The 19785-nt window shown below is 71.5% G+C and carries 26 protein-coding genes; 17 read left to right on the forward strand and 9 right to left on the reverse strand.

From position 1 onward, the window contains the following. Positions 1-38 precede the first annotated feature (38 nt). The 14 genes from rpsE (at position 39) to rplQ (ending at position 9078) form a co-directional block, all read left to right on the forward strand. Positions 39-659, forward strand: coding sequence for a 30S ribosomal protein S5 (rpsE, locus tag EDD33_RS02315; protein ID WP_056536331.1), 621 nt, complete (start codon positions 39-41; stop codon positions 657-659). Then, positions 659-841 (forward strand): 50S ribosomal protein L30, encoded by a 183-nt coding sequence (rpmD, locus tag EDD33_RS02320; protein ID WP_056536334.1) that lies wholly within the window; start codon positions 659-661, stop codon positions 839-841. The genes rpsE and rpmD overlap by 1 nt, the downstream gene beginning before the upstream one ends. 1 nt (position 842) lies before the next feature. Then, on the forward strand, positions 843-1283 hold the full coding sequence (gene rplO / locus EDD33_RS02325; protein ID WP_123388938.1) for a 50S ribosomal protein L15: 441 nt from the start codon (positions 843-845) through the stop codon (positions 1281-1283). 137 nt (positions 1284-1420) lie between these two features. After that, positions 1421-2716 (forward strand): preprotein translocase subunit SecY, encoded by a 1296-nt coding sequence (secY, locus tag EDD33_RS02330; RefSeq protein WP_123388939.1) that lies wholly within the window; start codon positions 1421-1423, stop codon positions 2714-2716. Then, on the forward strand, positions 2716-3291 hold the full coding sequence (locus tag EDD33_RS02335; RefSeq protein ID WP_123388940.1) for an adenylate kinase: 576 nt from the start codon (positions 2716-2718) through the stop codon (positions 3289-3291). Before secY ends, EDD33_RS02335 begins: the two co-directional genes overlap by 1 nt. 5 nt (positions 3292-3296) lie before the next feature. Then, positions 3297-4136, forward strand: coding sequence for a type I methionyl aminopeptidase (gene map, locus EDD33_RS02340; RefSeq protein ID WP_123388941.1), 840 nt, complete (start codon positions 3297-3299; stop codon positions 4134-4136). 9 nt (positions 4137-4145) lie between these two features. Continuing rightward, positions 4146-4877 (forward strand): glutamine amidotransferase, encoded by a 732-nt coding sequence (locus EDD33_RS02345; RefSeq protein WP_123388942.1) that lies wholly within the window; start codon positions 4146-4148, stop codon positions 4875-4877. A 239-nt stretch (positions 4878-5116) separates the two neighbouring features. Next, on the forward strand, positions 5117-5338 hold the full coding sequence (gene infA / locus EDD33_RS02350; protein WP_056536352.1) for a translation initiation factor IF-1: 222 nt from the start codon (positions 5117-5119) through the stop codon (positions 5336-5338). Between the two features lie 27 nt (positions 5339-5365). Continuing rightward, positions 5366-5479: a 50S ribosomal protein L36 gene (gene rpmJ, locus EDD33_RS02355; protein WP_056536355.1), complete on the forward strand. Its 114-nt coding sequence runs from the start codon at positions 5366-5368 to the stop codon at positions 5477-5479. A 181-nt stretch (positions 5480-5660) separates the two neighbouring features. After that, on the forward strand, positions 5661-6035 hold the full coding sequence (gene rpsM / locus EDD33_RS02360; protein WP_056536358.1) for a 30S ribosomal protein S13: 375 nt from the start codon (positions 5661-5663) through the stop codon (positions 6033-6035). A gap of 79 nt (positions 6036-6114) precedes the next feature. Continuing rightward, complete coding sequence (gene rpsK / locus EDD33_RS02365) at positions 6115-6522, forward strand: 30S ribosomal protein S11 (protein WP_030483007.1); 408 nt, start codon at positions 6115-6117, stop codon at positions 6520-6522. 28 nt (positions 6523-6550) lie between these two features. Then, the gene (gene rpsD / locus EDD33_RS02370) at positions 6551-7159 is read left to right on the forward strand and encodes a 30S ribosomal protein S4 (RefSeq protein ID WP_056536361.1); all 609 of its coding nucleotides are present in this window, start codon (positions 6551-6553) and stop codon (positions 7157-7159) included. A gap of 74 nt (positions 7160-7233) precedes the next feature. After that, positions 7234-8247, forward strand: a complete 1014-nt coding sequence (locus tag EDD33_RS02375; RefSeq protein WP_123388943.1) for a DNA-directed RNA polymerase subunit alpha — start codon at positions 7234-7236, stop codon at positions 8245-8247. Positions 8248-8334: 87 nt separating this feature from the next. Further along, positions 8335-9078 carry a 50S ribosomal protein L17, sunset domain variant gene (rplQ, locus tag EDD33_RS02380; protein ID WP_123388944.1) on the forward strand — a complete coding sequence of 248 codons (744 nt, stop codon included), beginning with the start codon at positions 8335-8337 and terminating at the stop codon, positions 9076-9078. Positions 9079-9167: 89 nt separating this feature from the next. On the opposite strand, the gene EDD33_RS02385 is transcribed toward rplQ, so the two are convergent. Continuing rightward, a complete protein-coding gene (locus EDD33_RS02385) occupies positions 9168-9506 on the reverse strand; it encodes a GatB/YqeY domain-containing protein (protein ID WP_123388945.1) in 339 nt (112 codons plus the stop codon). A gap of 113 nt (positions 9507-9619) precedes the next feature. Continuing rightward, positions 9620-10231 (reverse strand): DUF6198 family protein, encoded by a 612-nt coding sequence (locus EDD33_RS19870; RefSeq protein WP_170169676.1) that lies wholly within the window; start codon positions 10229-10231, stop codon positions 9620-9622. 53 nt (positions 10232-10284) lie between these two features. Here EDD33_RS19870 and truA point away from each other — a divergent pair, with 53 nt between their 5' ends. Continuing rightward, positions 10285-11142, forward strand: a complete 858-nt coding sequence (gene truA, locus EDD33_RS02395) for a tRNA pseudouridine(38-40) synthase TruA (RefSeq protein WP_123388946.1) — start codon at positions 10285-10287, stop codon at positions 11140-11142. Here truA and EDD33_RS02400 read toward each other — a convergent pair. Then, positions 11111-11521 (reverse strand): single-stranded DNA-binding protein, encoded by a 411-nt coding sequence (locus tag EDD33_RS02400; RefSeq protein ID WP_123388947.1) that lies wholly within the window; start codon positions 11519-11521, stop codon positions 11111-11113. The genes truA and EDD33_RS02400 overlap by 32 nt on opposite strands. A 126-nt stretch (positions 11522-11647) precedes the next feature. On the opposite strand from EDD33_RS02400, the gene EDD33_RS02405 reads away from it, so the two are divergent. Next, positions 11648-12262, forward strand: a complete 615-nt coding sequence (locus EDD33_RS02405) for a class I SAM-dependent methyltransferase (RefSeq protein ID WP_246003321.1) — start codon at positions 11648-11650, stop codon at positions 12260-12262. A gap of 14 nt (positions 12263-12276) precedes the next feature. Here the strand turns inward: EDD33_RS02405 and EDD33_RS02410 are convergent, their stop codons facing one another. Genes EDD33_RS02410 through EDD33_RS02430 form a run of 5 tightly spaced genes read right to left on the reverse strand, consistent with a single transcriptional unit; the run spans position 12277 to position 17120 of the window. Further along, positions 12277-13617 (reverse strand): ABC transporter substrate-binding protein, encoded by a 1341-nt coding sequence (locus EDD33_RS02410; protein ID WP_123388949.1) that lies wholly within the window; start codon positions 13615-13617, stop codon positions 12277-12279. Beyond that, entirely contained in the window at positions 13614-14753 is a 1140-nt protein-coding gene (locus EDD33_RS02415; RefSeq protein WP_123388950.1) for a branched-chain amino acid ABC transporter permease, read from the reverse strand. The genes EDD33_RS02410 and EDD33_RS02415 overlap by 4 nt, the downstream gene beginning before the upstream one ends. Further along, positions 14753-15631, reverse strand: a complete 879-nt coding sequence (locus EDD33_RS02420) for a branched-chain amino acid ABC transporter permease (RefSeq protein ID WP_123388951.1) — start codon at positions 15629-15631, stop codon at positions 14753-14755. Before EDD33_RS02420 ends, EDD33_RS02415 begins: the two co-directional genes overlap by 1 nt. A 12-nt stretch (positions 15632-15643) precedes the next feature. Beyond that, positions 15644-16348: an ABC transporter ATP-binding protein gene (locus EDD33_RS02425; protein ID WP_123388952.1), complete on the reverse strand. Its 705-nt coding sequence runs from the start codon at positions 16346-16348 to the stop codon at positions 15644-15646. Position 16349: 1 nt separating this feature from the next. Then, entirely contained in the window at positions 16350-17120 is a 771-nt protein-coding gene (locus tag EDD33_RS02430; RefSeq protein WP_123392908.1) for an ABC transporter ATP-binding protein, read from the reverse strand. Positions 17121-17278: 158 nt separating this feature from the next. Between EDD33_RS02430 and EDD33_RS02435 the strand changes: the two genes are divergently transcribed. Further along, positions 17279-18508: a PucR family transcriptional regulator gene (locus EDD33_RS02435; protein WP_170169677.1), complete on the forward strand. Its 1230-nt coding sequence runs from the start codon at positions 17279-17281 to the stop codon at positions 18506-18508. A 4-nt stretch (positions 18509-18512) separates the two neighbouring features. Here EDD33_RS02435 and EDD33_RS02440 read toward each other — a convergent pair whose 3' ends face one another. Next, a complete protein-coding gene (locus tag EDD33_RS02440) occupies positions 18513-19775 on the reverse strand; it encodes an Nramp family divalent metal transporter (RefSeq protein ID WP_123392910.1) in 1263 nt (420 codons plus the stop codon). Between the last annotated feature and the right edge of the window lie 10 nt (positions 19776-19785).

Raw genomic sequence — 19785 nt, forward strand, 5'->3', positions numbered from 1 at the left:
GCGAGTGGTGCAGACATGACATTCAAGGGAGTTATCTGATGAGCGGATCCCAGCAGCGCGGTCAGCGCGCCGGTGGCGGCCGCGGTGGCCGTGACGGTGGTCGCGGTGGCCAGCAGGAGAAGAGCCAGTACATCGAGCGCGTCGTCGCGATCAACCGCGTCGCCAAGGTCGTCAAGGGTGGTCGTCGCTTCAGCTTCACCGCCCTGGTGATCGTCGGTGACGGCGACGGCATGGTCGGCGTCGGCTACGGCAAGGCCAAGGAGGTGCCCGCGGCGATCGCCAAGGGCGTCGAGGAGGCGAAGAAGCACTTCTTCCGCGTCCCCCGCGTCCAGGGCACCATCCCCCACCCCGTCCAGGGTGAGAAGGCTGCCGGCGTCGTGCTCCTGCGTCCCGCCGCCCCCGGTACCGGTGTGATCGCCGGTGGCCCGGTCCGCGCGGTGCTCGAGTGCGCCGGCATCCACGACGTGCTGAGCAAGTCGCTCGGCTCCTCCAACCAGATCAACATCGTGCACGCCACGGTGGAGGCGCTGCGCTCCCTCGAGGAGCCCGAGGCGGTGGCCGCTCGTCGTGGCCTGCGCGTCGAGGACGTCGCTCCGGCGGCGCTGCTGCGTGCCAAGAACGAGGTGCCGGAGGGCGTCAGCCAGGAGGTGGCTTCCTGATGGCGAACCTCAAGGTCGAGCAGAAGAAGTCCACCATCGGCTGCAAGAAGAACCAGCGCGACACCATGCGCTCGCTGGGTCTGAAGCGGATCGGTGACGTGGTCGTCAAGGAGGACCGCCCGGAGTTCCGGGGCATGGTCCACACCGTCCGTCACCTGGTGACGGTCGAGGAGGTTGACTGAGATGACGCTGAAGCTGCACCACCTGCGTCCCGCCCCCGGGGCCAAGACCGCCAAGACCCGCGTGGGTCGCGGTGAGGCCTCGAAGGGCAAGACCGCCGGTCGAGGCACCAAGGGCACCAAGGCGCGCTACCAGGTCCCGGCCGCCTTCGAGGGCGGCCAGATGCCCCTGCACATGCGCCTGCCGAAGCTGCGCGGGTTCAAGAACCCGTTCAAGGTCGAGTTCCAGGTCGTGAACCTGGACCGGATCAACGCCCTCTACCCCGACGGGGGCGACGTCACCGTCGCCGACCTGGTGGCCAAGGGTGCGGTCCGCAAGGGCCAGCCGGTCAAGGTGCTCGGCCAGGGCGACCTCGCGGTCGCCGTGTCCGTCACGGCCGACAAGTTCTCGGCCTCGGCCAAGGAGAAGATCGCGGCTGCCGGTGGCAGCGCGACCGAGCTCTGACCACCAGCAGATGAACCTGTCGCAGGGCAGGACGGCGTGACCGGCTCCGGCCGGTTGCTCCCCGTCCTGCCCTGTTAGGCTTTCGAGGTTCGCCGACCCGACCTGCTCCGTGCCGGTCGCACCAGAGGAGAGGCACGTTGCTAGGCGCATTCGTCAACGCTTTCCGCACGCCGGACCTGCGCAAGAAGCTGCTGTTCGTGCTGTTCATCGTCGCGATCTTCCGGCTCGGCTCGCAGATCCCTGCCCCCGGCGTCAACGTCGGCAACGTGCAGAAGTGCTTCGCCCAGGTCGAGAGCGGTGGGGTCTACGGACTCATCAACCTGTTCTCCGGCGGAGCCCTGCTCCAGCTGACCATCTTCGCCCTCGGCGTGATGCCCTACATCACCGCCAGCATCATCCTGCAGCTGCTCGTCGTGGTGATCCCACGGCTCGAGGCGCTGAAGAAGGAGGGCCAGTCCGGCCAGGCGAAGATCACGCAGTACACCCGCTACCTCACGCTGGCGCTCTCCGTGCTCCAGGCGACCGGCATCGTGGCCCTGGCCCGCGCCGGCAACCTGCTGCCCAACTGCACCCGCCCGCTGCTCTACGAGAACACCGCCACCATCGCGGCCCTCATGGTCGTGACCATGACCGCCGGCACCGCGATCATCATGTGGTTCGGCGAGCTGATCACCGAGCGCGGCGTCGGCAACGGCATGTCGATCCTGATCTTCACCCAGGTCGTGGCCACCTTCCCGGGCGCCCTGTGGGGCGTCCAGCAGTCGCAGGGTCCCTGGGTCTTCGGCGCCGTGATGCTGATCGGACTCGTGGTCATGGCGGCCGTCGTGTTCATCGAGCAGGCGCAGCGGCGCATCCCGGTGCAGTACGCCCGTCGGATGGTCGGCCGCAAGATGTTCGGCGGCTCCTCGACCTACGTCCCGCTCAAGGTCAACCAGGCCGGCATCATCCCGGTCATCTTCGCCTCGAGCCTGCTCTACCTCCCCGCCATGGCGGTGCAGTTCAACCAGAGCTCCGACGCCGCCTGGGTGAGGTGGGTCTCGACGTACTTCGTGCGTGGTGACCACCCGCTCTACATGATCACCTACTTCCTGCTGATCATCTTCTTCACCTACTTCTACGTCGCGATCAACTTCAACCCCCAAGAGGTCGCGGACAACATGAAGAAGTACGGAGGCTTCATCCCCGGGATCCGGGCGGGCAAGCCGACCGAGGAGTACCTCTCCTATGTCCTGTCCCGCATCACGCTGCCGGGTGCGCTCTACCTGGGCCTGATCTCGCTGATCCCCCTCATCGCCCTGGTCTGGGTCAACGCCAACCAGAACTTCCCGTTCGGCGGCACCTCGCTGCTGATCATGGTCGGGGTCGCCCTCGACACGGTGAAGCAGATCGAGAGCCAGCTCCAGCAGCGCAACTACGAAGGATTCCTCCGTTAATGCGAATGATCTTCATGGGCCCTCCCGGGGCCGGCAAGGGAACCCAGGCCAAGCTGGTCGCGGACAAGTACGGCATCCCCGCCATCTCCACCGGTGACATCTTCCGCGCCAACGTCTCGCAGGGCACCGACCTGGGCAAGCAGGCCCAGGAGTTCATGGACGCGGGGGAGTACGTCCCCGACGAGGTGACCAACCTGATGGTGCGCAACCGCATCGACGAGGACGACGCCCACCCGGGCTTCCTGCTCGACGGCTACCCGCGCACCCTCGCCCAGGTCGAGGAGCTCGACGGGATGATCCGTCACACCGGTCACGAGCTCGACGCCGTGGTGGTGCTCACCGTCGATCCCGAGGAGCTGGTGCAGCGGCTGCTGCAGCGCGCGGAGACCGACGGGCGCTCCGACGACACCGAGGACGTCGTACGCCGCCGCCAGGAGGTCTACACCGAGCAGACCGAGCCGCTCATCGGGGTCTACCGCGAGCGCGGGCTGCTGGTGGAGGTCGACGGCATGGGTCCGGTCGAGGAGGTCACCGCTCGCATCTTCGGGGCGCTCCAGGACGTGCGCGAGAGCTAGGCCCGATGGGACTGCGTGACCGGGGCGTCGAGATCAAGACGCCCGACCAGATCGCCCGGATGCGGGTGGCCGGCCTGCTGGTCGGCCGCACGCTCGAGGTGCTCCGCGAGGCGGTGCGCCCGGGTGTCAGCACCGGCGAGCTCGACCGCCTGGCCGAGCAGCACATCCGCGGCGGCGGGGGCACCCCCTCCTTCCTGGGGTACGGCGACCCGCCGTTCCCGGCCAGCATCTGCGCGTCGGTCAACGACCAGGTGGTCCACGGCATCCCCGGCGACCGCGTGCTCGCCGAGGGCGACGTCATCTCGATCGACTGCGGGGCCATCGTCGACGGCTGGCACGGCGACGCGGCGATCACGGTGCCGGTGGGCGAGGTGAGGTCCGACGTGCGCGAGCTGATGCGGGTCACCGAGGAGGCGATGTGGGCGGGCTTCGCCGCCGCGCGCCTCGGCGGTCGGGTCACCGACATCTCGCACGCGGTCGAGCAGCACGTCCGTTCGCAGGCCCACCCCACCGGTGGTTCCTGGGGCATCCTGGAGGACTTCACCGGCCACGGCATCGGGACCGCGATGCACCAGCCGCCCAACGTGCCCAACTACGGGCGCGCCGGCCGCGGGCCCAAGCTGGAGCGGGGCCTGGCGCTCGCGGTCGAGCCGATGGTGACGCTGGGCAGCAAGCACGCCGTGCTCGACGACGACGAGTGGACGGTGCTCTCGGCCGACGGCAGCTGGGCCGCGCACTCCGAGCACACCTTCACCCTCACGCCCGAGGGCGCGTGGATCCTCACCGCCGTCGACGGCGGCCGGGCCCGGCTCGCCGAGCTCGGCGTGCCGTACGGCGGGGACTGACCCGCACCCGTGCTGCCGTTCCTGCTCCTCTCCATCCGGGCCGAGCCGGAGGCCGCCGACGACGAGTACGCCACCTTCCTGCGCTTCAGCGGTCTCGACGAGCACGAGCTGCCCCGGGTCAACGTCCACGCCGGCGACCTGCCCGAGCTCGACCTCGACGCCTGGTCGGGGATCGTGCTCGGCGGGGGACCGTGGAACGCCAGCGACCCCGACGCGTCGAAGTCCCCGCAGCAGCGGCGCGCGGAGGTGCAGCTCTCGGCGCTGCTCGACCGGGTGGTGGCGCAGGACTTCCCCTTCCTGGGCGCCTGCTACGGGATCGGCACGCTCGGCACGCACCAGGGCGGCGTGGTGGGACGCGAGCACCCCGAGGGCGTGGGGCCGCTGCACGTGACCCTGACCGAGGAGGGGCTGGCCGACCCGCTGCTGGCGGGCCTGCCGCGCGAGTTCGCGGCGTACGGCGGCCACAAGGAGTCGCTCGAGGTGCTGCCGCCCGGGGCGGTGCGGCTGGCGACCTCGACGGCCTGCCCGGTGCAGGCCTTCCGGGTGGGTCGCCACGTCTACGCCACGCAGTTCCACCCCGAGCTCGACCTCGCGGGGGTGTGCACGCGGATCGAGGTCTACAAGGACGCGGGCTACTTCCCGCCCGACCAGGCCGAGACGCTCAAGGAGATCTCGCGTGCGGTGGCGGTGGAGCACCCCACCCGGATCCTGGGCAACTTCGTGCAGCTGCACGCCCGGTGAGCGCCGATTAACGCCGGGGACCGGTTGTCACCTAGACTCTCTCCTTGGCCCAACGTGGGCTCGTCCCGTGGTGCCTCACGGCTGCCCGGACATCACCGCACCTCCCCTCCTCGAGGCCGTGCGGCGTGCCCGGGAAGAGGCTCGGGGGACGGCTTCACGAGGTCCACCCGGTGTGCTCCAGGGCACCCGGGAGGTTCCCGGGCCGACGGTAGACAACGGACGAGCAGATTGCGGAGGACATGCCGAAGAAAGAAGGCGTGATCGAGATGGAGGGCTCCGTCGTGGAGGCCCTCCCCAATGCCATGTTCCGGGTGGAGCTCTCCAACGGACACAAGGTGCTCGCCCACATCAGCGGCAAGATGCGCCAGCACTACATCCGGATCCTCCCCGAGGACCGGGTCGTGGTGGAGCTCTCGCCGTACGACCTCACGCGAGGTCGCATCGTCTACCGCTACAAGTAACCGCCAGCCGACCCAGGAAGGGCTGACATGAAGGTCAACCCGAGCGTCAAGCCGATCTGTGACAAGTGCAAGGTGATCCGTCGCCACGGCCGCGTCATGGTGATCTGCTCCAACCCTCGCCACAAGCAGCGCCAGGGCTGAGCCGCGGTCCCGACCCGTCGGGACCGGCTCGAGCAGCAGCACAACTGAACACACCACCTACGTGATCGCTAGGGGGCCCTCGTGCCCCCGACCACCTCCGGAGCGGATGGCCGGAGCCCGACGACAGCTGCGGGACGCGACACGACCAGACCACCGTATTTCGAAAGGACACCGCCAGCACATGGCACGCCTCGTTGGTGTCGATCTCCCCCGTGACAAGCGGATCGAGATCGCACTCACCTACATCTTCGGCATCGGCCGAACCCGTTCCCAGCAGGTCCTCGCGGCCACGGGGGTGGACCCCAACGCGCGGGTGCACACCCTGGGCGACGACGAGCTGGTGAAGCTCCGCGACGAGATCGAGTCGCAGTTCAAGATCGAGGGCGACCTCCGTCGTGAGGTGCAGGCCGACATCCGTCGCAAGATCGAGATCGGCAGCTACCAGGGCCGCCGCCACCGCATGGGCCTTCCCGTGCGCGGTCAGCGCACCAAGACCAACGCGCGCACCCGCAAGGGCCCCAAGCGCACCGTGGCCGGCAAGAAGAAGGCCAAGTAGGCCTCTCGCCTGCCGCCGGTCCCGACCCCGGTCGGACCCGGTCCCGAGCTATCACCAGACTTTTTCGAGGAGTACAGCAATGCCCCCCAAGAGCCGCAGCGCGGCCGGCGCCAAGAAGGTGCGCCGCAAGGAGAAGAAGAACGTCGCTCAGGGCGAAGCCCACATCAAGAGCACGTTCAACAACACGATCGTCACGATCACCGACCCCACCGGGGCGGTCATCTCGTGGGCCTCGGCCGGCACCGTCGGCTTCAAGGGCTCGCGCAAGTCCACCCCGTTCGCCGCCCAGATGGCCGCCGAGGCCGCTGGTCGCCGGGCGATGGACCACGGCATGAAGAAGATCGACGTCTTCGTCAAGGGGCCGGGGTCGGGTCGCGAGACCGCCATCCGGTCGCTGGGTGCCATCGGCCTCGAGGTCGGCACCATCCAGGACGTCACCCCCACCCCCCACAACGGTTGCCGCCCGCCCAAGCGCCGGCGCGTCTGACCCGAGACTGAACAGGAGACTCTGACCCATGGCTCGTTACATCGGCCCCATGACCAAGAAGTCGCGCCGTCTCGGTGTCGACCTCGTCGGCGAGGACAAGGCGTTCGAGAAGCGCCCCTACGCCCCCGGGCAGCACGGTCGGACCCGCATCAAGGAGTCCGAGTACCGCAACCAGCTGCAGGAGAAGCAGAAGGCCCGCTTCACCTACGGCGTGATGGAGAAGCAGTTCCACCGCTACTACGAGGAGGCGGCCCGTCGCACCGGCAAGACCGGTGACAACCTGCTACAGCTCCTCGAGTGCCGTCTGGACAACGTGGTCTACCGCGCCGGGTTCGCCCGCACGCGCCGCCACGCCCGCCAGCTGGTCGTCCACGGCCACTTCCGGGTCAACGGCAAGAAGGTCGACATCCCGTCCTACCAGGTCGACGCCCACGACATCATCGACGTGCGTGAGAAGAGCCTGGAGATGACCCCGTTCATCGTGGCTCGTGAGACCCACGGCGACCGGCTCGTCCCGGCGTGGCTCGAGGCGATCCCCTCGCGGATGCGGATCCTCGTGCACTCCCGCCCCGTGCGTGCGCAGATCGAGCTGCCCGTCCAGGAGCAGCTCATCGTCGAGTACTACTCGAAGAAGTAATCACCACCCTCCCCGGTACACCACGCATGTTCGAGCCCGTCAAATAGCGGGTGGGCTCGGAAAGGAAAACAACAGTGCTCATCGCTCAGCGCCCGACCCTGTCGGAAGAGGTCGTCGACGAGACCCGTTCGCGGTTCGTCATCGAGCCCCTCGAGCCCGGCTTCGGCTACACGCTCGGCAACTCCCTGCGGCGCACGCTGCTCTCGTCGATCCCCGGTGCCTCGGTCACGAGCATCAAGGTCGACACCGCGCTCCACGAGTTCTCCACCGTGGAGGGCGTCAAGGAGGACGTCACCGAGATCATCCTCAACCTCAAGGCCCTCGTGGTCTCCAGCGAGCACGACGAGCCGGTGGCCATGGTGCTGCGCAAGACCGGCTCGGGCGTCGTGACCGCCGCCGACATCGAGGTCCCCGCCGGCGTGGAGGTCCACAACACCGACCTCAAGATCGCCACGCTCAACGCCAAGGGCAAGATCGAGATGGAGCTGATCGTCGAGCGCGGTCGCGGCTACGTCTCCTCCGCCCAGAACAAGGGTGCCGACAACGAGATCGGCCGGCTCCCGGTCGACTCGATCTACAGCCCCGTGCTGAAGGTGACCTACAAGGTCGAGGCCACCCGCGTCGAGCAGCGCACCGACTTCGACAAGCTCGTCATCGACGTCGAGACCAAGCCGTCGATCTCGCCCCGTGACGCGATCGCGTCCGCGGGCAAGACGCTGGTCGAGCTCTTCGGGCTGGCCCGGGAGCTCAACGTCGAGGCCGAGGGCATCGACATCGGCCCGTCGCCCGTCGACGAGCAGCTGGCGCAGGACCTGGCGCTGCCGGTCGAGGACCTCAACCTCACCGTCCGCTCCTACAACTGCCTCAAGCGCGAGGGCATCCACACCGTGGGTGAGCTGATCTCGCGCTCGGAGCAGGACCTGCTCGACATCCGCAACTTCGGCGCCAAGTCGATCGACGAGGTCAAGGCCAAGCTGGTCGAGATGGGCCTGTCCCTCAAGGACAGCGCGCCCGGCTTCGACCCGGCGACGGCCCTCGCGGCGTACGACGACGACGACGACTCGTTCGTCGAGGACGAGCAGTACTGATCGCACGACCGTGAGCGCTCGTGCGCTCGCGTCCGAACCCCCTACTCGAGTACCTGACACGGCTCGGGAGAGAAAAGAGATCCGAAGATGCCCAAGCCCAAGAAGGGTGCCCGCCTCGGCGGCAGCCCGGCCCACCAGCGCCTGATCCTGCGCAACCTGGCCACCTCGCTGTTCCAGCACGGTGCCGTCACCACCACGGAGGCCAAGGCCCGCGCACTGCGGCCCTACGCCGAGAAGCTCATCACCAAGGCTCGCAAGGGCGACCTGCACAACCGTCGCCTGGTGATGCGCGAGCTCTACACGAGCGTGGACCAGCGCCAGCTGGAGGAGGACGGCGTCCTGGCGGTCAACCAGTTCCCCCAGCACCGCCTGTTCGCCGAGATCGCTCCCGGCTTCGGTGACCGTCCGGGCGGCTACACCCGGATCACCAAGATCGGCCCCCGCAAGGGCGACAACGCCCCGATGGCCGTCATCTCGCTGGTGACCGAGCCCTACACCCCGTCGGCTCCCCGCACCAAGGCCGCCACCGCTGCGGCGCCGGTGACCGAGGAGACCGCCACCGAGACGACCGACTCCGCGGAGTCGGGCGACGACGTGGTCGTGGCCGAGGCCACCGAGGGTGGCGTGGCCGGCAAGTACGCCGGCTCGCACGCCCCTCTCGAGGACGAGCAGGAGGCCCCCGAGGGCTTCCCGATCAAGGGCAACGAGGACTCGATGAAGTACCACGAGCCGCTCAGCCCGGCGTACGCCCAGACCATCGCCGAGGTCTGGTTCGACTCCGTCGAGTCGGCCGAGGCCGCGGGCTTCACCGCCCCCGGTGGTCAGGACTGACCAGCAGCACCCACGCACGAGGCCCGTCACCCCTGGGGTGGCGGGCCTTCGTGCGTCCTGCCCGCTGGGCGGGCGCCGGACGGCGTGGCTCAGTCGTCGAGGAAGGCGCGCAGCACCTCGGCCTCGGACAGCATCCGGGTGGCGCGGCGCGGGTCGCCGGCCTCGCGGTAGCGCGCCGCCGCCCGCTCGCGCTGCTCGGCCTCGGCAGCGACGATGCCGGCCACCTCGAGGTCGGTGAGCTCCTGCCCCGGCAGGTCCGAGGCGCGCCCGCGGGCGCTCGCGCGGCCCTGCACGGCCTCGGCGCTGGCCAGCACGGCCAGGGTCGAGCGCAGCGCGATCGCCGTCGTGTGGTCGTGGTCCTTGGTCGCACGCGCCAGCGCCACCACCATCCGGCGGCGCAGCACGTGGGTCGACGTGTCCCCCTGCATCAACCGACCGTAACCGGGTCGCGCCGCGGGGCCCAAGACATTTCGACACCCCGCCGGGGTGGTGAGCCTCGGTGAGGCTCGTTCCTGCTCACGGCGTCGTCATCGCCCCGCGGTCAACCGGTGACGACGTCGTCGCCGGCGCGGGGCTGGTGGACGTCGAGGCGCAGGGCGCGCCCCGCCAGGTCGACCAGGGGCCCGAGCAGCAGCACGACCGCGACGGTGCCCACCCCGACGGTGCCGCCCAGCAGCCAGCCGACGAGCGCGCTCGCGCCCTGGGCCGCGCCGTAGCTCCAGCGGAACGGCACCGGCGGGTCCCAGGCCAGGGCCGCGCTCTCGATGGGGCCGGCGCCGAGGTGGCCCGCGAGGTAGGCCGCGATGCCGAGCGCCAGGACCGGCAGCGCGGCGACGAGCAGCAACCCGCGGCCGGCGTACGACGACGGGGTGACGACCACGGGGAGCAGGACGGAGACCACCAGACCGACCACGACCACCTGCACCACGGTGCCTACGCCCGGCAGCAGGCGGCGACCGGCCGCCAGCAGCAGGAAGTCGACGCTCACGACCAGGTTGGCCACCACGAAGGGCAGCCCGCTCGCCCGGGCGAGCCCGTTGACCAACGTCGAGAAGCCGTCGGAGCCCAGGTCGGCCGCCAGGAGCAGGGCGACGCCCACGCCGAGGACGACGCAGCCCGTGGTGAGCAGGAGCAGCCGCCGGGACAGGGTCACGCGGGCGAGCATCCCAGACGCCGGGGCCCCGACGACGACGGTAGGTTGGCGCGGTGCGGCTGCGTCTCGACCTCGCCTACGACGGCTCCGGCTACCACGGGTGGGCCCGGCAGCCCGGGCTGCGCACCGTGCAGGGCGAGCTCGAGCGGGGCCTGACGACCGTGCTCCGGGTCGACCGTGCCGAGGTGACCGTGGCGGGGCGCACCGACACCGGGGTCCACGCCCGCGGCCAGGTGGCGCACGTCGACGTCGCCGAGGACGCGCTGGCAGCGGTGGTGGGGCGCGGCACCGACGCCCCGGTCGACGCGCTGCTGCGACGCCTCAACGGGGTGCTGGACGCCGACGTCCGGGTGCGCTCGGTCGCCCCGGCGCCGCCGGGCTTCGACGCGCGGTTCTCGGCGATCTGGCGCCGCTACGTCTACCGGGTCGCCGACCGGGTGACGCTGGTCGACCCACTGGTCCGGGGCCACGTCCTGGCCTGGCCGCGGCCGCTGGACGAGGCCGTCATGGCCGAGGCCTCGCGGGAGCTGCTCGGCGAGCACGACTTCGCGGCGTTCTGCCGCAAGCGGGAGGGTGCGACCACGATCCGCACCCTGCTCGACCTGACCTGGGCCCGGCGCGAGGACGGCCCGGGGGCGGGCACCCTCGAGGCGACGGTGCGGGCCGACGCGTTCTGCCACAGCATGGTGCGCGCCCTGGTCGGGTGCCTGCTCGCCGTGGGCGACGGCCGTCGGCCACCGGAGTGGGCCGCCGAGGTGCTGGCCGGTCGTCGGCGCGACCCCGCGGTCACGGTCGCGCACGCGCACGGGCTGACCCTCGAGGAGGTCGCCTACCCCGCGGACGCCGACCTCGCCTCCCGGGCACGGACCTCGCGCGCGCTCAGGACGCTGCCGCCGACGACACCCGCGTGAGCCGCCCGGCCTCCACCTCGTAGCGGCTGGCCCGGCCGGCCGCCCCGGCGAAGAACCGGCGTCGCAGCGCGCCCTCGACGCGGACGCCGTCGCCGGCGACGAGCCGGCCCGCCGCGCGCTGCGTGCGCGTGGTCCAGCAGGCCACGTCGATCACGTCGACGGTCCGACGGGTGCTGCCCGTGACCGGGGGACGGTCGACCACCACGCGCAGCGTGAGGAGACGGTCGCCGCTCGGCAGGTCGCGGGACTGCGCCTCGGCGCTGACCCGGCCCACGAGGACGACCTCGTTGCGGTGGGCGCCGGGTCCGGGGCCGGCGTCGTCGGGGAGGGGTGGGGCCGCGGACGGGCTGGCGGGGACGTCGGAGGACACGGTGCTCATGGCGCCAGGATGGCCCCGGTGACGGACGGCGTACGGGGCGCGCCGGCGGCTGTGGAAAGGTGGGCCGCCGACGGCGGCTGTGGAGGCCGCGGCCGCCGCGGGGCGGCGTACGAGGAGAGGGGCGGCGTGACCGAGGAGCACTACTTCGCAGCGAACCCCAGCACTCCGTTCACCCGTGTGCCGGTCCGCGCGGACGTGTGGGGCCACTGGCTGGAGCTCACCACCGGCTCGGGCGTCTTCGCCCGCGGCCGGCTCGACGTCGGCACCGGCGTGCTGCTGCGCGAGACCGCCCCGCCCACGCAGGCCCGCGAGGTGCTCGACCTCGGCTGCGGCTACGGCGTCATCGGGCTGGCGATCGCCGTCGCGGTGCCGGGCGCGCGGGTCACCGCGGTCGACGTCAACGAGCGGGCGCTGCTGCTGGCCCGCGAGAACGCCGAGCGGCTCGGCGTCGCCGATCGGTTCCGCGCGGTGCGCCCCGACGAGGTCGAGGCCGACCTGCGCTTCGACGAGGTCTGGTCGAACCCGCCGATCCGCGTCGGCAAGGACGCGCTCCACGAGCTGCTGCTGACCTGGCTGCCCCGGCTGCGGCCCGACGGTCGTGCAGTCATGGTGGTGGGCAAGAACCTGGGCGCGGACTCGCTGACCCGGTGGCTGGGGGAGCAGGGCTTCCCGACCACCAGGTCAGCGAGCGCCAAGGGCTTCCGGGTGCTGGAGTCGCGCCCGTCCCGAGGCCCGTCCTGACGCCCGTCCTGACGTCAGTCCTGGCCGGGGATGCCGGAGGACGGCGGCGCGTCCTTGCCGGCGTCGGAGCTGTCGGGCTCGATCGGGTTGTCGCCGATCTCGGTGACCTCGACCTCGGTCTCGGGCACCACCTTCGCGCCGTCGAGACGGGCGACGCGCATGCCGGTCGTGCCCATGTGGCTGTCCTTGCTGTAGGCGAAGGGCGCCACCATCGGGCCCTCGAAGTCACCGCCCTGCTCCTCGAGCGCGTCGACGATGCCCTGACGGGTGAGGTCCTTGCCCGCGGCCTGCAGCGCCTGCACGAAGGTGTAGGCCTGGGCCATGCCGTAGACCCGGTAGTTGGTCAGCGGCTGGTCGTCGCCCTCCTGCTCCCACACCTTCTTCCACAGCTTGATCCACTCGCTGTCGGCGTCGTCGACGGTGTCGAGGTACTTCGTGGTCAGCACCCCGTCGAGCGAGCTGGCGCCGCCCTTGACCGCACCCTCGGAGAACCGCGAGAGCAGCGAGCCGACGAGCGTCGCGTCGGAGCCGACGTTGGTGTAGAACCACTGCGGCTCGAAGCCGAGCTTGAGCGAGGTCAGCTGCGACAGCGCGGTGTAGGACGGGGTGTTGAACCCGATCACCAGGTCGGCCCCGGAGGACTGCAGCGCCGAGATCTGGGGCGCCACGTCGGTGTTGCCCGAGGTGTAGCGCACGGTCTCGACGACCTGGTCCCCGATGTACTGCTCGAGCCCCTTCTCGCCGTCGGCACCGAGGTCGTCGTCCTGGAGGAACAGCCCGACCTTGGCGTCGGGGAAGTTCTTCTTGACGTACTGGCCGATGACCTTGCCCTCGCTCTCGTAGTCGGTCTGCCAGCCGAACGTCCACGGCTTCTCCGCCGGGTCCTCGCCCCAGGCGAGCGAGCCGGAGGAGACGAACAGGTCGGGCACCTCCTCGTCGTTGAGGAAGTCGACGACCGCGCCGTGGGTGGGCGTGCCGAGCCCGCCGACCATCGCGAAGATCTTCTCCTTCAGGACCAGCTCGTTGGTGACGGTGCTGGTCTTGGTGGGGTCGTAGCCGTCGTCGCGGACCAGGTAGTCGATCGTGCGGCCGTTCACGCCGCCGCCTGCGTTCACGTAGTCGTAGTAGGCCTTGGCGCCGGTGGGGATCTCGCTGTAGCCGGGTGCGGCGACGCCGGTCAGCGGGAAGTGGCCGCCGATCTTGACCGAGTCGTCGGTGACGCCGACCGTGGTGGCGCCGCCCTCGGGACGGGTGCCGCCGCAGGCGCCGAGCACGAGCGTCGCCAGCGCGACCCCGGTGACCAGGGCGCGGGCCCGGCGTCTGGGGCGGGTGCCCCTGGTGTCGTGAGTGGTCATCGGACGTCTCCCTTCGAGGTGGGCACGGCCCCGGTCGGGGCAGCGTCGGTGTGCGTCGTACGACGGTCCGGGGTGGTGTCGCGACCGGACCGCGAGCTGCGGGCGCGCCGACGGGCGGCCGCCGAGCGGACGGTGCCGACCAGCCCGGCGGGGGCCAGCAGGACGACCGCGACCATGACGAGGCCGTAGACCAGGGGGGCCAGCTCGGCGGCGCGGATGTCGCCGAGCCCGGCGCTGCGGCCGGCGTCGGTGACCACGTCGGGCAGGAAGGTCAGCAGCGCCGCCCCGACGAGCGCGCCGGTGAGGCTGCCGAGGCCGCCGAGCACGACCGCGGCGAGCAGCGTCAGGCTGAGGGTGAGCGTGAAGCCGCTGGGCGCGGCGAGCCGGACCGCGAAGGCCATCACCGCACCCGCGGCCCCGGCCGCCGCGGCGCTGACCATGAAGGCGGAGACGCGCGACCGGCCGAGACCGATGCCGGCGAGCTCGGCGGCGACCTCGTCGTCGCGCACCGCCCGCCACCTCCTGCCCACGCGGCTGCGGGAGAGGTTGGCGAGCAGCACGTAGGTGACGAGCAGGACCAGCCAGGCCAGGTAGGCGACGTAGCTGCTGCGCGTCAGCTCGCTGCCGGTGACGAAGTACGCCGCGTCGAGCACCCACTCGGGGATGTCGGGCAGCCGCACCCGCAGGCCGGCCTCGCCGCCGAGGGTCTCGCCGAAGCGCAGCGCGATGCCGGGCACGGCGACGGCCAGGGCCAGCGTGGCGCCGGCGAGGTAGGGGCCGTGCAGCCGCGCCGCGGCCACGCCGACGAGCGTGCCGACGGCCAGCGCCACCAGCATCGAGACCAGCACGATGCCGAGCAGGGGGATCGGCGGCTCGCCGTCCTGCAGCATCAGTGCGGCGGTGTAGGCCCCGATGGCCATCAGGGCGCCGTGGCCGAGCGAGATCTGGCCGTTGAGGCCGGTGAGCACGGTGAGCCCGCCGGCGGCGATGCCGAGGTAGGCCAGCGAGGCGAGCTGGACGTTGCGGAAGTCGCTGACGCTCTCCACGACCAGCACCACCACGACGAGGCCCAGCAGGGCGAGCAGCAGGTGGCGACCGGCCGAGGCGTCCCAGACGCGGGCGAGGCGCTGCTTCATCAGACCCTCCGTTCCTGGGCCTGGGCGAACAGGCCGCCGGGGCGGAGCAGCAGCACCGCCATCAGGATCCCGAGCGCGGCCAGCGCGACCAGCTCGGAGCCGAGGTAGCCGCTGACGAAGCTGAGCGAGAGGCCGAGCAGCAGGCCGCCGACGACGGCACCGAGCGGGGAGTCGAGCCCGCCGAGCACCGCCGCGACGAAGCCGTAGACCACGATCGAGTCCATGTAGCCCGGGTGCACCAGGCTGCCGCCCGCGATCAGCAGCGCGGCCAGGGAGCCGACGAGCGCGGCCAGGGCCCAGCCCAGGGTGAGCATCCGGCCCACCTTGACGCCCAGCAGCCGGGCGACCTCGGGGTTGAAGGCCGAGGCCCGCATCCGCAGGCCCACGTCGGTGAAGCGGAACAGCGCGACGAGCAGCCCCATCACGACGAGCACGGCGACCACGGTGAAGATGCCGAACCCGGTCAGCCCGATCGTGGTCTCGCCGACCTCGATGCCGCGGATCCCGAACGGCGCGGGGAAGGAGCGGTAGCGGTTGCCGAACACCACCGAGGCCAGCGCGTGCAGCACGATGAACAGCCCGAGGGTGAGGATGACCGCGTTGATCTCCGGCCCGCCCTCCACGTGGCGTACGACGAACCGCTCGATCACCGCGCCGAGCACGAGGCCGGCCAGCAGGGCGACCACGAAGCCGATCCAGTAGGAGTAGCCGGCGTCGATGACGGTGAGCGCCACGAAGGTGGTGAGCATCGCCATGGGCGCCTGCGCGAAGTTGACGATCCGGGTGGAGCGCCAGATCAGCACGAGTGCCAGCGCGAACGCGGCGTACACCATGCCGAGGGTGAGGCCGCCGAGGGCGGTGTTGAGGAGCTGCTGCACGTCGGTCTCCCGTCAGAATCCGAGGTAGGCGTGGCGGAGCTGGTCGTCCCCGGCCAGCACCTCCGCGCGGTCGTCGGCCACGACGCGGCCGAGGTTGAGCACGACGCCGTGGTCGGCCAGGGAGAGCGCGCTGCGGGCGTTCTGCTCGACCAGCAGCACCGTGAGGCCCTCCTCGGCGACGAGGTCGCGCAGCAGCGCGAAGATCTGGGCGGTGATGCGTTGGGCGAGGCCGAGCGAGGGCTCGTCGAGGAGCAGCAGCGACGGCTCGGCCATCAGCGCGCGCCCGACCACGAGCATCTGCCGCTCGCCGCCCGAGAGCGTGTGCGCCCGGGCCTCGCGGCGCTCGCCCAGCACCGGGAACAGGTCGTAGACGCGGTCGAGGTCGCCGGGCGTGACCTTGCGGCCCCGCCCGAGCCCGCCGAGGTGGAGGTTCTCGGCGATGGTCAGCTCGGTGATCACGCCGCGCCCCTCGGGCACGTGCGCCAGCCCGAGGGCGGGCATCGCCTCAGCCGGGGTCCGGCTGATGTCGTGCTCGCCGAGGTGGACGCTGCCGGAGTCGGGTCGCACCAGGCCCGAGATCGTCCGCAGCAGGGTCGTCTTGCCGGCTCCGTTGGCGCCGAGCACGGCGGTCACCTTGCCGCGCTCGGCGGTGAAGGAGACGTCCTGGAGCGCCCGGACGGGTCCGTAGCTGGTGGTGAGGCCCTCGATCCGCAGCACCTCAGACCCCCTCGACCGTGTCGCCGAGGTAGGCCGCCAGCACCGCCGGGTCGTCGCGCACCACGGCCGGCGGGCCGTGGGCGATGCGGCGGCCGAAGTCGAGCACGGTGATCTGGTCGCACACCCGCATCACGAGGTCCATGTGGTGCTCGACCAGGAGCACCGCCATCTCTCCGGTGAGCTCGCGCACCAGCTCGCCGAGCTCGTCCATCTCGTCGGCGGCCAGGCCGCTGGCCGGCTCGTCGAGCAGCAGCAGCCGCGGCCGGGCGGCCAGGGCCCGGGCGAGGGCGACCTTCTTGCGCACCGGGTAGGGCAGGCTCGTCGGGGTGCGGGCGGCGTACGACGCGACGCCGAGGCGCTCGAGCACCGCCATCGCCTCCTCGCGCAGCTGCCGCTCCTCCCGCGAGGAGCGGGGCAGCCCGAGCAGGGAGCTCCAGAAGCCCGAGCGGGCCCGGGTGTCGGCACCCACCACGACGTTCTCCAGCACGCTCATCCGGTCGAAGAGGCCGACGCCCTGCAGGGTGCGGGCGATGCCGAGACCGGCGAGGTCGTGGGGGCGCAGCCGGTCGAGCCGGGTGCCCTCCCAGCTCAGCGTGCCGCTGTCGGGGGCGGTGAAGCCGCAGGCGACGTTGAACAGCGTCGTCTTGCCGGCGCCGTTGGGCCCGATCACCCCGTGCACCGTGCCGGGCTCGACGACCAGCGACACCTCGCTGAGGGCGGTGAGCCCGCCGTAGGTGACGGTGATGCCGTTCAGCTCCAGGGCCTCGTCCATGCGCGCCTCCGAGACGTGGTCGCCGAGTGTGACGTGCACCACCTTGGTCCCCGCGCACAGAATGTGCACTAGGCGCAGCGCACAAGATGCCTTGGTTTGAGCGGGACAGTTCGCCCGCGCCCTGGTCAGAATTGTGCGGGGAGTGCGAACGTGGGCAGGTGATCTCGGGAGGCGCCTCGCGCGACCCCGTGCTGCGGGCGCAGGTCGCCCGGGCCTGGGCGCTGCTGCTGCCGCGCTCGGACGAGGTCGCCGACGCCATCTCGGACCGGTTGTTCGAGGAGGACGTCGAGGGCTACGAACGCCTCACCCCCGAGCTGCGCGTCGAGGTGCGGCAGAGCACCCGCGTCCACCTGCGCCGGGGCCTGGAGGTGCTCGCCGAGGAGGACGTCGCCGGCGGCGCGACCGTGGAGCTGTGGCGCGAGACCGGTCGCACCCGGGCCCGCCAGGGCGTGCCGATGGAGCTGGTCCTCAACGCCTACACGATGGGCTCGCGCGTGCTGTGGCAGGCGCTGATCGAGACCGCCGCGGACACCGCGATCTCCGAGACGGTGCTGATCGAGGCCGGGCAGGCGGTGTGGGCCGCGCTGGACGTGCAGTACGCCGTGATGATCGACGGCTACCGCGAGGAGAGCCGGCGGCTGCGCCGACGCGACCTGCAGCGGCAGCAGAGCACCCTGGACGCGCTGGTGGCGGGCCGGGGCGGCGACCCGGAGTTCGGCGCCGAGGTGCGCACCGTGCTCGGGCTGGGGGTCGACGCCGCCATCGCCTGCGTCGTGGCCCTGTACGACGGGGCGCTGGACGAGCCGCTGACCGCGGCCGACGACCAGCTCGCCCGGCTGGGCGTGACCTCGTTCTGGCACGTCCGCACCGGGGTCTACTTCGGGCTGCTCGCCGGTCCCGTGCTGCGCGAGCCGGCGCTGGTGGAGCTGTTCTCCTCGCACGCCCGTGGCCGGGTCGGGGTGGCCGCGTCACCGGACGGTCTCGCCGGCTTCGCCACCGCCTTCCAGCTCGCCACCCGCGCCGCGGAGACCCTGCCGCGCGGCGAGCGGCGGGTGGTCTCGGTGAGCGACCGGCTGCCCGAGGTGCTGCTCGCGGGCAGTCCCGAGGTGCTGCCGCTGCTGCGCTCGCAGACGCTGGACCCGCTGCTGGCCCAGCCCGAGCACCACCGGCGCACCCTGCTGCGCACGCTGGCGGCGGTGCTGCGCCACGACGGGTCGGCCAAGCACGCCGCCGAGGAGCTCTACTGCCACCGCAACACCGTCATCTACCGCACCAAGCAGATCGAGCAGCTCACCGGCTGCACGCTCACCGACCCGCGCGACAAGCTGATGCTCGAGCTGGCGCTGATGACCGTCGAGCCCGACCCGGGTCGCGCCGAGGAGACCTAGCCGGTCAGGCCCCGGTGACGGCCTTGCGGACCTCGTTGACGCACAGCGCCAGGAACGCCAGCGCGCACACGACCATCGCCGCGTTGGAGTGGAGCTTGTTGCGCCACTCCCGCGGGGTGCGGTCGCTGTTGAGCAGCCACAGCAGGGTGACGGCGAGGAACGGCATGAAGAACGCGCCCAGCACGCCGTACGCCAGGATCAGCCAGACCGGCTTGCCGAGGAACAGCATGACCATCGGCGGGAAGGTCAGCCACAGGACGTAGGCGCGGTACCACGTGCCGCCGGCGCGGCGGGCCGGGTCGTCGGCGTCGAGGCCGCGGACGTGGCCGACGAAGTCGGCGAACATCAGGCTGACGCCGTTCCACACACCCACGAGCGAGGACATCGCCGCGGCCCAGAAGCCGACGAGGAACACGGTGCCGGCGACGCGGCCGTAGCGGTCGGCCAGCACCTCGGAGAGGTCGAGCAGGCCCTGGTCGCCGGTGCTCACGGCGATGCCGGCGGAGTAGAGCAGCTCGGCGCCGACGATGAGCGTGGCGATCACGAACAGCCCGGTCACGGCGTACGCCACGGCGTTGTCGATGCGCATCACCCGCATGTGGCGCGGGGTGATCCAGCCCTTCTCGCGCAGCCAGTAGCCGTACGCCGCCAGGGTGATCGTGCCGCCGACACCACCGGCGAGGCTGAGCACGTAGACCAGGCCGCCGTCCGGGACCAGCGGGACCAGGCCGGTGACGACCTCGCCGAGGTGGGGCAACGTCACCGCGGCGGCGCCGACCATGGTGACGAACATCAGCAGCACGAGGGCGCCGAGCACCTTCTCGAACACCCCGTAGCGTCCCGCCCAGACCAGGGCGAGGCCGATGAGCCCGGAGACGATGCCCCAGGCCGTGACCGACAGGACCGGGAAGAGCGAGTGCAGCGGGAGGCCGGTGCCGGCCATCGCCGCGGCGCCGTACACGAAGCCCCAGACCACGATGTAGGGACCGAAGTACCACGACGTCCAGGCCCCCAGGCTGGACCAGCCCTCGTAGATCGTCTTCCCGGTCGCCAGGCTCCAGCGGCCGGCGCCCTCGACGAGCACGATCTTCATCAGGCAGCCCAGGACGGCGCACCAGAGCAGCGCGTAGCCGTACTCGCTGCCGGCCACGAGCGTGGCCACCAGGTCGGCGGCGCCGACCCCGGTGGCGGCCACCACCAGGCCGGGCCCGATGAGCCTCCAGCGGGGTGGGGAGTCGGTCTGGTCGGCCCGAGTCTGCTGCGACATGCGCTCCACG

This window comes from Nocardioides aurantiacus, from assembly GCF_003752505.1.
Classification (GTDB): Bacteria; Actinomycetota; Actinomycetes; order Propionibacteriales; family Nocardioidaceae; genus Marmoricola; species Marmoricola aurantiacus.

Bases quoted from the DNA above. Each gene is read 5' to 3' on its own strand.
- rpsE (WP_056536331.1), top strand. From the start codon at position 39: ATGAGCGGATCCCAGCAGCGCGGTCAGCGCGCCGGTGGCGGCCGCGGT.
- map (WP_123388941.1), top strand. From the start codon at position 3,297: ATGGGACTGCGTGACCGGGGCGTCGAGATCAAGACGCCCGACCAGATC.
- rplQ (WP_123388944.1), top strand. From the start codon at position 8,335: ATGCCCAAGCCCAAGAAGGGTGCCCGCCTCGGCGGCAGCCCGGCCCAC.
- EDD33_RS02410 (WP_123388949.1), bottom strand. From the start codon at position 13,617: ATGACCACTCACGACACCAGGGGCACCCGCCCCAGACGCCGGGCCCGC.
- rpsD (WP_056536361.1), top strand. From the start codon at position 6,551: ATGGCTCGTTACATCGGCCCCATGACCAAGAAGTCGCGCCGTCTCGGT.
- EDD33_RS02335 (WP_123388940.1), top strand. From the start codon at position 2,716: ATGCGAATGATCTTCATGGGCCCTCCCGGGGCCGGCAAGGGAACCCAG.
- rpsK (WP_030483007.1), top strand. From the start codon at position 6,115: ATGCCCCCCAAGAGCCGCAGCGCGGCCGGCGCCAAGAAGGTGCGCCGC.
- rpmJ (WP_056536355.1), top strand. From the start codon at position 5,366: ATGAAGGTCAACCCGAGCGTCAAGCCGATCTGTGACAAGTGCAAGGTG.
- EDD33_RS02385 (WP_123388945.1), bottom strand. From the start codon at position 9,506: ATGCAGGGGGACACGTCGACCCACGTGCTGCGCCGCCGGATGGTGGTG.
- rpmD (WP_056536334.1), top strand. From the start codon at position 659: ATGGCGAACCTCAAGGTCGAGCAGAAGAAGTCCACCATCGGCTGCAAG.
- EDD33_RS02415 (WP_123388950.1), bottom strand. From the start codon at position 14,753: ATGAAGCAGCGCCTCGCCCGCGTCTGGGACGCCTCGGCCGGTCGCCAC.
- infA (WP_056536352.1), top strand. From the start codon at position 5,117: ATGCCGAAGAAAGAAGGCGTGATCGAGATGGAGGGCTCCGTCGTGGAG.
- rplO (WP_123388938.1), top strand. From the start codon at position 843: ATGACGCTGAAGCTGCACCACCTGCGTCCCGCCCCCGGGGCCAAGACC.
- EDD33_RS02430 (WP_123392908.1), bottom strand. From the start codon at position 17,120: ATGGACGAGGCCCTGGAGCTGAACGGCATCACCGTCACCTACGGCGGG.
- EDD33_RS02440 (WP_123392910.1), bottom strand. From the start codon at position 19,775: ATGTCGCAGCAGACTCGGGCCGACCAGACCGACTCCCCACCCCGCTGG.
- rpsM (WP_056536358.1), top strand. From the start codon at position 5,661: ATGGCACGCCTCGTTGGTGTCGATCTCCCCCGTGACAAGCGGATCGAG.
- EDD33_RS02400 (WP_123388947.1), bottom strand. From the start codon at position 11,521: ATGAGCACCGTGTCCTCCGACGTCCCCGCCAGCCCGTCCGCGGCCCCA.